This is a genomic window from Bacillus inaquosorum KCTC 13429 (assembly GCF_000332645.1).
Taxonomy (GTDB): domain Bacteria; phylum Bacillota; class Bacilli; order Bacillales; family Bacillaceae; genus Bacillus; species Bacillus inaquosorum.
In genome coordinates this window covers 234492-247725 of sequence record NZ_AMXN01000002.1, presented here as the reverse complement: position 1 = coordinate 247725, position 13234 = coordinate 234492, and the positions used below count along the sequence as shown (strand labels likewise).

The following is a 13234-nucleotide window of genomic DNA, read 5'->3' as shown; positions in this document are numbered from 1 at the left end:
GCTTTCTACTCTGAAACCTCACTCCAGATAATAGTCAACAAAACTAATAAAATGCGTATTAAATGATCTTTTGTAACCGTATTTAAAAGGACAACAAGTACAATTTTTAAAATTTGATTATCTTTACTTTGGATGATCACTAGAATGTCTAATAACGAAATAACAGTCCCAATAATATAATCCTCATATTGGTTATCTTTCATGATTTTTCCTCCATTTTTTATAAAGTATTACTTTACTGTTAAAATGGTGCGTGGATTTGTACAAAGTAATTTTTTTGCACAGTTCGAAACAAAAGCATTTAGGTGAAAATGATTGTTGAATAAGCGGGCGCACTGAGACGGCACAAACGGCACAGGGAACCGTAAGTCGATTGGTGTAAGAGGAACATGGAATTAAGTTAAAGCTACCATTGAAAAAGAATTAAAGGCGTAAGGTGGGAAAACAAGCTCAAGTAAAACAAGTGCAAGTGCAGCTAAAAAGAAAACAACAAACTCAAGCAGCAAAAAAACGTCTTACGCGCTGCCTGCTGGTGTCTATAAAGTGACAAGCCCGATGCGAAAAGGAGACGACGTAAGGCAGATTCAGAAAGCGTTGGTGGCTCTTTATTTTTACCCAGACAAAGGGGCGAAGAATAACGGCATTGACGGTGTATATGGTCCGAAAACAGCAGATGCAGTTAGACGATTTCAGCTGATGAATGGTTTAAAAGCAGATGGCATTTATGGTCCTAAGACTAAAGCGAAAATTGAAGCGAAATTGAAGTAATATAAAAAGGCCCTCTCATAAAATGGGGGCCTTTCAGTGTTTCTTTTAAATAGCTTCTTTTAGTTGTTCTATTACACTTTTCAACCATTCTATAGGTGGTAATCCAATTGTCGGGAAATATATTTCTGCATTACACTTTATAATGTCTTCCTTTTCTTCTTTAGTTAGATCGCTATTTAGAAACTCTTCGCAGTACTTTACTGTAAATAGCAAACCTTCTTTACTAATTTCCTCAATAAATTCATCTAATGCGTGTTCAGGGGATCGGATATCTTGATGAAATGTTGCACCTAAAAAATTTTCTAATTCGTCTAAGAAATCATAACTTTCATCCATGATACTTCCTCTCTTTCTATTTGGTTGGATATCCTGTAAGAATAAAGTTACCGTTGTTATCTTTTTTGAGTATAATTTTTGCGTTTGTAACGTTTTCTACTAGTTCTGAATTTCTTGATACACTTCTGCCGATTATTTCTCCATCGCCCTTGTATCTTAACATTAATTTAGGTTTTTTAGGATCATCAATCCAATTTTCGATTTTCTTTATATTTTTTGGATCGTTTAAAACTGAATTAGCAATTCTCTCAGCCGTAGCCCTATCTTTAAAAGTAGATGAAGCTGTAATATGTGGGTTAGGATCAGTTCTCAGTCTTTCTATTAATTCTTCGTCTGTTTTCCCAACATGTCTTTCTATAAGATGCCCGCCTTTTGCCTCATGAGCAGCTAATCCTCCACCAGGTGCGAGAGGGGTACTATCACCTTGCTTGACATTACCTATACCCATGTTGTTAGAAGTCTCAGATTTTCTAAGTACACTCTCTTTTTTATCTTCAATAATACTTTTTAGTAGAGGAGTGTTTTTTGAGTTATACGTATTATCGATGTCTTGGGCAATCCCGACAAGTGCAAGATCATTCTTATTTCTCACAATAGAATTGATGTAAGCTTTGCCTTTGTTTATCCCTTTATTGACATGAGCAGCAGCTGTTCCACCTTCAACCACTTTACCTACTTTAGAAAGCTTAGTAGGGGTTTGCACTGCAGCACCTGCACCTTTTGGACCAACGATATTACCGACCGCATAACTGATATAATGTGCTCTTGTATATGCATCGCCATTTATCATTTTATCATTCCATGAATCGACGATGTTTGTCCAAATTATTTTAGGGTAGGAGGGGACACTTAAGACTGTTGTAATTGTTTTTGCAAGTTTTAGTTCCATAGGGAGCTGTGAAAATTCCCATGCGCCTACAACCAAGTCCTTGATGCTATATATCGTATCATCAATCGCATCGTTAAGCCCATCATTAACCCCATCGATGATATCCAATGCCGTTTTACCTGCATTGATTACACTTTCACCGACGGACTTCAGCTGTTTTGCTTGTTCTAGCTGCACCACATACTGTAACTGTGCAGGTTCAAGGTTCTCATATCCGATTTTCTTCGCAATTTCTAAATACTCATCCGGATCTGAGACACCATTCGCAAGCTTTTTCTTTAAGTCTTTTATCTCTCGTTCCTTCGCTTCTTCTTTCTTAATCTTCAAATAGGCTTCAGTCTGTTTCTCAATATCACCTTTTTTCTTATGTATATCACTCTCACGGTACGCCTTAGCGTTGTAGTGAATGGGCGTAGCGTTTTTACCTTTGCCCGTTGCTTCTTGGAGCTTTTGGAAATCTGACTTGATGAATTGTTCATTTGGTTCTGATAGGGCATATTCTGTCAGTAAATCTTCGTCAAGGTCACCTAGTTTTTCAATTGTTTTTTTGCGTTTGTCATTGGCATCCGCAAGCTCATCCTTGAAGGTTTCTGTTGAAAACAGGTCGAGCGGGAGGATGTCGTCAATATCGTTTAGGATATCTTTCATGGCCTTTTTCTGTTCAGACATGATGGACTTTGATTTTTTATGGGCGTTAGCCAGTTCATGTTCTAAAAAAGACTCTTCAATATAAGCATCAGAGAGACCTTTGTCCTCTACAGCTCCGGCAATGCTGTTAAAAAATGCGATTTTCATATCAATGTAGTCGATCCATTGATCAGTGACACCAACATGGTCGTGATAGAATGCTTTAATGTTGTTAGCACCTTTACCTGAGAATTCGCTGTCGTCCAGTTCAGCGACGCTTTGTAAAGCTTTTCTCAAGTTGACCATTTGCGTCCTTAGTTCTTTATATTCTTTGGCGCGGTCTGTAGCTTCAGACATAAGTGTTTTAGCTTCAAAGACTTTCATAATCATACCCTCTCATTTAATCGTATAACAAAATATTACCATGGAAGAATGATGAAACTAACTGTTATGTGGATCAAATGGTGGAAATGAATCATTCGATCTGTGTCTTTTGATCTAGTTTTTGGGGTTTGACCAGCTTTTGTGAAATGCTTTTCATGGCTAAAATAAGAAAAAGCCGTTATTAAAACGGCTAAAGGGAATTACAACTAATGTTGTTTATCGAATCAAACAAGGAATTCATGAGTAGGTGCGGGAGTTACATTCCGGGATGCTTCCTCCATTTCGCCTTAGACATAGATCCGAAAAAGGCAAGTCCGATTAAAACGGCGGATAAATGATAAACAATTTAGATATTTGCTTTTTAGTATATACACTATCTTTTTGGAAGGATAGTCCTACTGCTGTTCGGTCTGCGCATATCATGTTGCATCTTTTATGATGAAAACATTTTCAGAATGTTTGTGAATAGTATTATACTATAAGTAATTCTTTAATGAGGATTATCACAGTAAGGTGCAACAGATAAAATGCGTGAATAGCCAATTTTATAAAAGTACTTGAATAACCTTCTTTACCGTTATAAAGAACGGGAAAACGAAAAATTGATAGTCATATAGAAACAACCTGGTAAAACAAGTCCGGTGCACCTAAATTGGTCAGTTAGAGGAACAAGCTGAACAAGATATAAGTGATAATTTTTTGGCCTTTGATTTATCTTAGAAGTAGAATTCATTATATCGGTGATTAAAAAGGTAAAGGAGATGTTCTAACATGAATAGTATGAAGTACATATTGTTTTTCCTGGTCTCTTTAATTTTACAAGCTATTTTGTTTTTTGGAATAAAAAGAGATTCTGGGATTACTATACTCGACATGTTAGTTATGTCCTTGTTATTCAGTTTATTTATGTTTTTAATTGATAGAGTCCTTACAAAAAAGCAGGCATAATGCCTGCTTTTTTATTATGAACGAACCGAATAAAAAGTTTGCGGTTTTTTTGCGGTTCAAACACTTTTTGGAAATGTTAGAATATTACATAAAAAGACATAAAAGGAGGGGTCCTGTGAATCCGGTTTTATCATCGTCAGAAGTTGGCGTAAAGATCAATGAATGGTATAAAATGATACGTCAATTTAGTGTCCCGGATGCAGAGATTTTAAAGGCAGAGGTGGAGCAAGAAATCCAACGGATGGAGGAAGATGAGTATTTACTCATTTACTTCTCCCTAATGAAATTCCGTCATCAACTCATGTTAGATTATTTGGAACCCGTAACAACACGTATAAGACCAACTATTGACGAACTTCTTGAAAAAATTGAGACTTCAAATAAAGGCATATCTGGTCTTTTGTCGTATTATTCTCTGTTTTTCAGAGGGATGTACGAGTTTGATAAGAAGCAATACATGAAAGCTATCTACTATTATAGAGAAGCCGAAAAGCAGCTTATACATGTCCCTGATGAGATCGAAAGGGCAGAGTTTCATTTTAAGTTAGCTGAAGCATATTATGGTATGAAGCAAAGTCATGTGTCTATGCATCACGTTAAACAAGCATTGGATATTTATAATCAATATGAACTTTATAAGGTGCGGAAAGTTCAATGTATGTTTGTTATTTCAGGGAATTATATAGATTTTAAACGTTATGAAAAAAGTCAGCCGCATCTTGAAAAAGCATTAGAGTTATCTAGGGAATTGAATAACAAGAGGTTGATTAGTTCTGCGTTATATAATTTAGGCACAAATTTTGCTGACAGTGGCGATTACGAGCAAGCGGAAGTATTCATGAAGCAAGCTGTGGAGATAACAGAAAAAGAAAAGCTCACAAACTTGCCACATTCTTTATTTTCTTATGCAAAAATCCTTTTTAAACAAGGAAAAATGAATGAAGCTATCCAAGTAAGTAAGAAAGGTTTGTCAGCAGCTCTTTATCAAGGTGATGAGCTTTTTGCAAAATTACAGGGTTATTTAAAAGCTCTTTACGTCGATGCGGTGGATCAACATGGAGTTAATCAAACCATAGAATACTTAGAGAAGAATAAGAACTATTCTTATGTTGAAGACATTGCCTGTGAGACCGCAGCTGCTTATGCAAACTCAAAAGAATTTGAAACATCTTATGTTTATCATCAGAAAATGGTTGAAACTCAAACACAAATTCAAAGGGGAGAATGCCTGTATGACTTTTAAAAAGAGGTTAAGCATTATCCTGGGTTTGTCATTTGTTTTAGTATGTGGTTTCGGTACCGACTTTACAGAGAACCAAACTCAAAACACATTTCATATTGCTTCAGATCGTCTTCAAACTTGATAATACTACCCTAAACCTCCTTCATAAATGGAGGTTTTTTTATTTGATATCAACAGAAACAATTGAATCAAATGCGATATAATTAGTATCCCCTTTTAAATACTTGAGGCATAACCTTATTTTTTTGGGAGAGGAAAAGGCAATAGGGCGGCACCGTAATTTAAATTTTCGGTGAGACCGCAATAACTTTTTGTTTCTCAGGGAAAATCTCTCGATGGAGGATTAAGTGCTTTTGGGGATTAGCTCATTATAGTAGATGAAGATAGTGCTTCAAATGGTGGTTTCAAAATTGCTGAAGATCGAGTTGGTGCATAAAAAGGAAGGGGATTAGGCCCTTCCTTTTTACGTTTAATATATTTACTTTATAATAGACAAAGTGTTTGTTTGAACACTAAAGCACTCTTTAGTTGAAGAAGAATTTTCTTTTTAAAAATAGGATGATTATTTATTTCTAAGCAGTTAAAGCATTGCGTTACTGTTCTCTTTGGTCATCATTTATTTATATTTCTAAATCTAACTAAACTCCAAATTGTTTCAAATGATGGTCAAGGTGCTTGTATATCCCTTTTCCCCATTGCTCAGAAGTCAGTTTACCGAAAAAAGGATGTGGATGAGTCGTACACTTCTCTGGACCATTATTTTGGAAAGTTATAATTTTTTGTTTCAGTATTTCCTTCTCTGTTTCAAATTCTTTTTCATCTACAATCAAAATGTCAGGAATCGTGGACATATTTTGGGCTAATGGCTTGTCATTATAAAAAATTGGTTTCACAAAGTTTCCTATTAATATTCCTAACCAACCTCTCGCTGGAAAAGAAAGTCCCATTGCAATGTCTTGAAAGGATGAGCAATGTGCTAACATTTGGGAAACATCCATTTTACCCCATTGGGGCTTGGAAATTGGGCTTAATTTGTCAATACGATTTAAAATTTCCTCTAAATGCAATTGATTAAAAATATTTTTCATTTATGCATCTCCCCCTATTCTACACCTGCTAATAAAATGATACCTAGTGTACCCAGCAAGCCCAAAATGAAATTTCGTACTGGAAAACCTTTTCCTCTTACTCATATGTATAATATATCCTAAAATTTCTGCCGATGTAATCACCTTGTTAAGTTAAACTTTTGAACCTTTTATCTGTCTGTGAAAATTTAAGAGACATAAGAGAGGGAAATGGAAATGCTGTGAGGATTTACCATGTGAGGACCTAATGAGTGTAGTGAAAAACCGTTAGCTTTTTTACTGCTTTTTTATACTCATTGAAAATCACTTTATTAGGACAAACAGTTATTACATAGCATTACCCAAGGGGTGATGCATTTTATGAAGGTGATAATCATCGAGGGACCGCAAGCTGACAAATGCATTAACGATTGCTATCATTATTTAATAAAACTTTATAGAAAGGAGATCCAGGGTGATAGCAAATATATGTAAGGGTATCGACCGAGGAACAAGCGATCAAGGGATCGAGCATCGACAGCCAGCTCGAGGCCTCTAAGGATGTGCTGAAGTATGCCGATGAAGGATTTTCTGGAGAGCTTTTGGAACGTCCGGCTTTGAATCGCTTAAGGAAGGATTCAAAATTGCCGCAGTTCGAGTTGGTGCATAAAAAGGAAGAGCGTCAAAACTCTTCCGCTTTTATGGATGGAATGCCGAAATTTTCTCATGGGAAAATTTATTTTTTAGCAAATCCCTGTTTATTTAAATATTCAAGCATGAAGGGTAGTTTGCTTCTTTCGAGATGGTCCTCAATATGATCTTTCCATCCCTTTACTTTTTTCACTGTGAAAGGAGCTTTAACAGGACGGTCTCGGTAGTACTCACGCATCTGTTGATCATAGGTTGCTAATTTTTCATCATCTAGTGATTGATACTGATTATCAAACATGACCATTGATTGAGGCAAGCGTGGTTTTAGTCCAGGTTTCTCTTCAGCAGGATGACCTATGCATAGCCCTACTAAAGGAACCACATGTTTTGGTAAATGTAATACCTCAGTTAATTCTGTAATATGAAGTCTTATTCCGCCAATATATACACCACCGAGTCCCATTGATTCGGCTGCAGTCAAAGCATTTTGAGCCATTAGCCCAGCATCAAATGTACCTATTAAAAGGTATTCAATATACTCAAGATCTACATCGGGAGCGATTTGATGATTTCGGTTAAAATCTGCACAAAAAATCCAAAACTCTGCTGCCTCTTCAATATAAGGCTGGTTCGCAGAAAGCTCCATCACTTTTTTTCGAAGATCTGGATTTGTAATTCTAATGATAGAAACGGCCTGAAGAAGGCTGAAAGATGAAGTTTGATTAGCTGCCTTAAAGATTGCTTCTCGTTGCTCCTCTGTCAGTGGTTGATTTGTAAAAGATCGTATGGATGTATGATTACTAAGTAATTCAATTGTAGTATTCATATTGACACTCTTCCTTTCTTACATATTAGATTCAAACTGATTAAGTTGGGCCAGAGTTACTTTTGAAAAATAGTGTAACTTGTATACAATATGATAAAATCAGCACTCTAATTTATGAAGAGGGCAATTTAAATTGCCGTAGTACATTTTTTTGTACTTAATACCAAAAACTAGATAAAAAGATGGCTAGATTTTGTTAAAACGGATTTGAAAAAGAATTTAAATGGAATAAACAAAAGATTATTAATCCGGCAAATGTCCCGAAAAAGGAAGCTTGTGTCAACCTGCTTAGTTAGTAAAAAAAAGCTGCCACATTAGACAGCTTCTGATCTTTTAACTCTTGCCCCCATTACGATAATACATTTCTTCACAAACTCTTATCATATAAAATTAGTCTACCTGCTCCCCAAACTTCTTCCCGAACTCTTCCATCAAATCAATTATAGGAATGAATTCTTTCCCTTTTGAGGTTAGTGAATACTCTACACGAGGAGGAACCTCAGGAAACACCTCTCGCTTAATTAATCCATCTGTTTCTAGTTCTCTCAGCTGCTTTGTAAGAGAACCTTGTGAAATGTCCCATAAAAAAGCTTTAATTTCGCTATAACGACGTTTTTTTGTTTTTAAAAACCAGAGAATAATATATTTCCAGCGTCCCGAAAGCATATTTTGGGCATATGCAATTCCATATACTTCTCTTTGTTCCTTTATACACTCTTTGTCAAATCCATCCTTACATATTTTAGACACCTTTTCACCTGCTTTCCGCTGTTAAGTACAGAAAAATGTACTACGGCAATTTAAATTGCCTACTTTAAATAGATGAGAAACGGTTTTATTCTAGTATATGTAAAAGAAATACTCAATACTCATTACGCTTTTCTTAATATATGTTTACGATTTGGTGAACATATAATGGTGTAACTTTATGCAGAATTATTCTTATATACAAATTCTTTAGGAGGAAAAATAGTGAAATTCGGAATTATAGGTGCAGGAACAATTGGGTCAATTATTTCTAAAAAATTAGTTGAGAATGGGCATGATGTCAAAATTGCAGATGCAAGGGGAATTGAATATGTAGAAGGAAAAGAGCTTGCTGGAACACCTGTGCGCGTAGAGGATGCAATTAAAAATATTGATGTTCTTATAATATCTCTTCCTACAAAAGCAATGCCAAGCATTCGGAACACCATCGATCAAGTCGGAGAGGAAGTAATCATTGTAGATACTTCAAATTATTATCCTTTTAGAGACGACAAAATTGAAGAAATCGAGAACGGGATGGTTGAAAGTGTTTGGGTTTCAAATCAATTAGGCAGACCTGTCATTAAAGCGTTCAACAACTTATTAGCCTATACTTTAGAAAATGAAGGAACATCCGCAGATTCTAGTGAACGAATCGCGATGGCAGTTTCCGGTAATGACGCATCGCAAAAACAAGTAGTTATGAACGTAGTATCCGAGTTAGGCTTCGATGCAGTAGACAGTGGTTCTTTAAGTGACTCTTGGAGACAGCAGCCAGGAACTCCTGCTTATTGCACAGAGCTAACAAAAGATGAACTCACGAAAGCGTTGAAAAAGGCGAATAAAGAAAAAGCACCATTACTACGCGACAAAGTGATGGAAATATTTGCAGAGAAAAAGGATGTTGAATTTTTACACGAGGATGTTGTGAATCTAAACAGAGAAATATACAATTCATAAAAACAAGCTATCAAAGGAAGAAATTAAAAATTAATCATATAAAAGATGAAAGGTTAGACGTTTATTGTTTTGGCTCAACATTTTTTACCATAATTGATATAAACGTATAGAATTGATGACAAATGAGTAAAAAGAGTGTAATGAAAACAAGCTTTCATAACCAGTGATAAGGATTTACTATGTTGAGGGACTCGGTTTAGATGAAGATACCAAATCATATTGGTATCTTTTTTGTTTTTGCTTCAGAGATTATTAAATCTTCTTTGATTATTTTAAAGTTTTGCCTTAAGACTTAAAATACATAACATATGAATAAGTTCTAAATTCTTTACCGATCGTTCTCAAATTTGATATACTTGAGACAGGTTAGATCTAACTGTTTTGCTACTCAAATGAGAATGATCATTCTTTAATGATTTAAGAATGAGGGAGGGATGAATGCATCAATGATTCTCAGTCCTTTCTCAGTATAAAGAGGTAATACGTTCTAAGGTGGGATTACATGGCTAGAAATAAAGAATTTGATGAAAAAAAAGCATTAAGAAAAGCAATGGAGCTTTTCTGGGAACAGGGTTATGAAAAAACATCCATGCAAGACTTGGTGGACCGTATGGGCGTTCACCGCAGAAGTATCTATGATACATTTGGCGACAAACATACTTTATTTATGCGAGCCTTATGTCACTATGTAGAAATAATGGAAGTAAGAATGAAGAATGAAGTGAAAACAGAATTAACGGTTAAGCAGGCTATACGAAAATTATTTGAAATGGTTATTTACCCAAAAGAAAATCATCCAAAAGGATGTTTAGCTGTTAATGCAGCTGTTGAATTATCCCTAATAGATGAAGAAGTAGCTAAGAAAATTACAGAGATTTTTATAAATGCGGAAGCATTATTATTTGATCTGCTAAAACATGGTCAAGAACAAGGAGAAATTCCTAAACACTATGACATCAAAGGGCTTTCTCAATTTATTCATAATTCACTCGTAGGGATACGAGTATTAGCAAAAACGACAAATGATAAGGGAAAATTAGAAAACATTATTGATTTGACTTTGTCGACACTAGACTGAATCTATTTTGTTATACGGGTTAACTAATTAAAAAAATTTGTTTTCGAGGAGAGAATAATATGAAGTACACAGTTATTACAGGAGCAAGCTCAGGTATAGGATATGAGGCAGCATTAGCGTTTGCTGCTCGCGGCAAAAACTTAATTATTGTAGCTAGAAGATTAGATAAATTAGAAGAGCTTAAATCAACAATTCAGAATATTCATCCTGATTTGGATGTTATTATTCGTACAAGTGACTTATCTATCACAGCTCAGGCATATACACTGTATGACAATTTAAAGGAATATCAAATTGAGACTTGGATTAATAATGCCGGGCTTGGTGAATCTTCTTCTGTCACGGATCAGAATTTAGATAAAGTGGAAACCATGTTACGTGTCAACGTAGAATCCTTAACGATTCTTTCTACACTATTTGTACGTGATTATTCGGATGTAGAGGGAACTCAGTTAATTAACGTATCATCAGCACTCGGATATGCAATTGCTGTTGGCAGTATTACTTATTCTGCATCTAAATACTTTGTTAGTGCATTTACAGAAGGGCTTGCAAAAGAACTGGAACGCAAAGGTGCGAAAATGAAGGTGAAAGTTTTAGGACCAGCAATCACGGAAACAGAATTCATGAAAAATGCATCTGATACGAAAGAATTTGATTACAAAGCAAATATCCCGATGTACCACACAGTTGAGCAAGTGGCGAGTTTTATGATGAAGCTTTATGATAGTAATCAAGTAGTAGGAATTGTAGACGAAAACTATGAATTTCAATTAAGAGATCAAATCTATCCGATTCTAGAGATGTAATATTTCAAGTTATTAAACCTATATAACGATGCTCTATATCACTAACACTAGGAAGATGAAAAACATTTATTTACAGTATCGGTTCTAAAAAATTTAATCATTTGAGAATGATCGTTCTAAAAATCACTAATGTTTAGGTGGCCGGTTAATCATAAAATAGGAAGTCAGACTTCGCTTAAAGTAAGATTCCCCTCCACCTAAACGATTATATAAAAAGGTAAAAACCTAATAAATGTAATATGATAGAGGATGCTGATAAAAAAATGAAAACACTCATGAAAGCAGCTCAGATCACCAAGTACTCTAAAGATCTCTATGCCCAAATCAATGACATTCCAATTCCTGAAATCGATGACAACGAAGTCTTGGTAAAGGTCAAAGCTGCGGCGGTCAATCCACTCGAAATGTTAATTATTGCAGGCAGCGTCAAACTGATTCAAGATTATGAATTCCCATTAACGCTTGGTAATGAATTGACAGGTGTTATCGAAAAAGTCGGAAAAAATGTGACAGAATTTCACGTAGGAGATGCCATCTATACACGTCTCCCTCTAGAAAATATTGGTGCTTTTGCGAAATATGCCGCAATTGACGCTGCCGCAGTTGCACCCATGCCAAAAAATTTGTCCTACGTGGAAGCCGCTGCTGCACCACTGGCTGGACTCACAGCGTATCAAGGTCTGCATGAAGAACTTGAGGCACAGTCAGGTAAATCTGTTTTCATTCCAGGTGGATCAGGCAGTTTTGGTCAAATGGCTGTACCAATCGCAAAGGCAATGGACCTAAATGTCATTGTTAGCGGTAGCTCAGAAGCGCGCGAACGCATTTTGGAAATGGGTGCAGATCAATATTTGGATTATTCAACAGAAAACTATGTTGACTTGTTGTTGAATGTGGATTACGTGATTGATACACTGGGACCTAAAGAATTTGACAGTGAATTGAGTATTATCAAACCGGGGGGAAGATTGCTCTCTCTCCGTACAGGACCAAATAAACGCTTTGGAAAAGACCGAAATTTTCCATTGTGGAAACAAATGCTATTTTCCCTTGCTGGCGCAAAGTATGACCGCAAAGCCAAGAAACAAAACGTGGAATACCATTTTATCTTCGTTCGTTCTGACGGCGCACAACTTAAAGAAATTACAAAAATCATTGAAGAAAACAACATTGTTCCAGCAATTCATCCAACACTATTTACCATAGACAACGTAAATGAAGCGCTAAAACTAGTCGCAAATGGACGATCAAAAGGGAAAGTGATTATTAAATTTTAAGGGGAATATGAAGAAAGCAGTCAAAAAGTTGAGATCATTTATGTAAAGGATTTTGAAAGGCAATAATAAAGTTACAAACCGCGAGATCTGCTATTAAGAAATGGAAAAGATAAAGAGCTAGGTCAGATCATAGAAAAACTTCAGCAAGCCGGAGTCCTGTAGCAGTAATGATAAAACATGGAGAACTAGACATTTCAATTGTTTCTTATGGAAAATGTTGGAATGAAATTGAGACAGGTGCTTTCTCTAACAGACATGTCACTAGTGGCATGTTATTTACCTAGTTATAAAAGAAAACTCTTTATTGGGGACTTAGGCATTAGTAAATGTCAATAAAAACCGATGGTTTTAACTATCGGTTTTTTTTAGTGCATTTTTCACACTCATTGAAAATGATCTCATTAGGACAAACACTTATTACATAGCATTACCAAGGGGTGATGCATTTTATGAAGGTAATCATCATCGAGGGACCGCAAGCTGAAAAATGCATTAACGATTGCTATCATTATTTAATAAAACTTTATAGAAAGGAGATCCAGGGATCGAGCATCGACAGCCAGATCGAGGCCTGTATAAATAGGTGTGTTGAAGCATGCTATGAAGGGGTTTCTAGCGCGAGCT

General features: G+C 35.7%; 11 protein-coding genes and 5 pseudogenes. 9 read left to right on the top strand and 7 right to left on the bottom strand.

All coding sequences use genetic code 11. The annotated features are described in order from the left end of the window. Window positions 1–5 precede the first annotated feature (5 nt). Window positions 6–203, bottom strand: coding sequence for a hypothetical protein (locus tag BSI_RS15255; RefSeq protein ID WP_003237189.1), 198 nt, complete (start codon window positions 201–203; stop codon window positions 6–8). A gap of 196 nt (window positions 204–399) precedes the next feature. On the opposite strand from BSI_RS15255, the pseudogene BSI_RS22030 reads away from it, so the two are divergent. Further along, window positions 400–768, top strand: a pseudogene (locus BSI_RS22030) (peptidoglycan-binding domain-containing protein); the annotation flags it as partial. A 45-nt stretch (window positions 769–813) separates the two neighbouring features. On the opposite strand, the gene BSI_RS15265 reads toward BSI_RS22030, so the two are convergent. The 3 genes and pseudogenes from BSI_RS15265 to BSI_RS0120850 form a co-directional block, all read right to left on the bottom strand. Continuing rightward, on the bottom strand, window positions 814–1104 hold the full coding sequence (locus tag BSI_RS15265) for a contact-dependent growth inhibition system immunity protein (RefSeq protein WP_003237183.1): 291 nt from the start codon (window positions 1102–1104) through the stop codon (window positions 814–816). A gap of 16 nt (window positions 1105–1120) precedes the next feature. Then, on the bottom strand, window positions 1121–3004 hold the full coding sequence (locus BSI_RS15270; RefSeq protein ID WP_032731894.1) for a ribonuclease YeeF family protein: 1884 nt from the start codon (window positions 3002–3004) through the stop codon (window positions 1121–1123). Window positions 3005–3228: 224 nt separating this feature from the next. Continuing rightward, a pseudogene (locus BSI_RS0120850) lies at window positions 3229–3358 on the bottom strand (phosphatase RapE inhibitor PhrE). A gap of 709 nt (window positions 3359–4067) precedes the next feature. Between BSI_RS0120850 and BSI_RS15275 the strand changes: the two are divergent. Beyond that, a complete protein-coding gene (locus BSI_RS15275; protein ID WP_003237178.1) occupies window positions 4068–5195 on the top strand; it encodes a Rap family tetratricopeptide repeat protein in 1128 nt (375 codons plus the stop codon). 638 nt (window positions 5196–5833) lie between these two features. Here the strand turns inward: BSI_RS15275 and BSI_RS15280 are convergent. Further along, window positions 5834–6283: a DUF1569 domain-containing protein gene (locus tag BSI_RS15280; protein ID WP_003226084.1), complete on the bottom strand. Its 450-nt coding sequence runs from the start codon at window positions 6281–6283 to the stop codon at window positions 5834–5836. Window positions 6284–6643: 360 nt separating this feature from the next. Between BSI_RS15280 and BSI_RS22970 the strand changes: the two are divergent. After that, a pseudogene (locus BSI_RS22970) lies at window positions 6644–6832 on the top strand (hypothetical protein). Continuing rightward, window positions 6781–6903 (top strand): annotated as a pseudogene (locus BSI_RS22025) (recombinase family protein); the annotation flags it as partial. The pseudogenes BSI_RS22970 and BSI_RS22025, both read left to right, overlap by 52 nt. Window positions 6904–6998: 95 nt before the next feature. Here the strand turns inward: BSI_RS22025 and nfsA are convergent. Both nfsA and BSI_RS15290 read right to left on the bottom strand, forming a co-directional pair. Beyond that, window positions 6999–7739, bottom strand: coding sequence for an oxygen-insensitive NADPH nitroreductase (gene nfsA, locus BSI_RS15285; RefSeq protein WP_003237176.1), 741 nt, complete (start codon window positions 7737–7739; stop codon window positions 6999–7001). 390 nt (window positions 7740–8129) lie between these two features. After that, the gene (locus tag BSI_RS15290) at window positions 8130–8489 is read right to left on the bottom strand and encodes a winged helix-turn-helix transcriptional regulator (protein WP_003237175.1); all 360 of its coding nucleotides are present in this window, start codon (window positions 8487–8489) and stop codon (window positions 8130–8132) included. A 222-nt stretch (window positions 8490–8711) separates the two neighbouring features. Here BSI_RS15290 and BSI_RS15295 point away from each other — a divergent pair, with 222 nt between their 5' ends. From BSI_RS15295 to BSI_RS0120840, 5 genes and pseudogenes are all read left to right on the top strand, one after another. Beyond that, the gene (locus BSI_RS15295) at window positions 8712–9446 is read left to right on the top strand and encodes an NADPH-dependent F420 reductase (protein WP_003237174.1); all 735 of its coding nucleotides are present in this window, start codon (window positions 8712–8714) and stop codon (window positions 9444–9446) included. 502 nt (window positions 9447–9948) lie between these two features. Continuing rightward, window positions 9949–10524 (top strand): TetR/AcrR family transcriptional regulator, encoded by a 576-nt coding sequence (locus BSI_RS15300; protein ID WP_003237173.1) that lies wholly within the window; start codon window positions 9949–9951, stop codon window positions 10522–10524. Between the two features lie 59 nt (window positions 10525–10583). After that, window positions 10584–11333: an SDR family NAD(P)-dependent oxidoreductase gene (locus tag BSI_RS15305; RefSeq protein WP_003237172.1), complete on the top strand. Its 750-nt coding sequence runs from the start codon at window positions 10584–10586 to the stop codon at window positions 11331–11333. 263 nt (window positions 11334–11596) lie between these two features. Then, window positions 11597–12610: an NADP-dependent oxidoreductase gene (locus BSI_RS15310; RefSeq protein ID WP_032731893.1), complete on the top strand. Its 1014-nt coding sequence runs from the start codon at window positions 11597–11599 to the stop codon at window positions 12608–12610. Window positions 12611–13059: 449 nt separating this feature from the next. After that, window positions 13060–13189 (top strand): annotated as a pseudogene (locus BSI_RS0120840) (hypothetical protein). Window positions 13190–13234 lie beyond the last annotated feature (45 nt).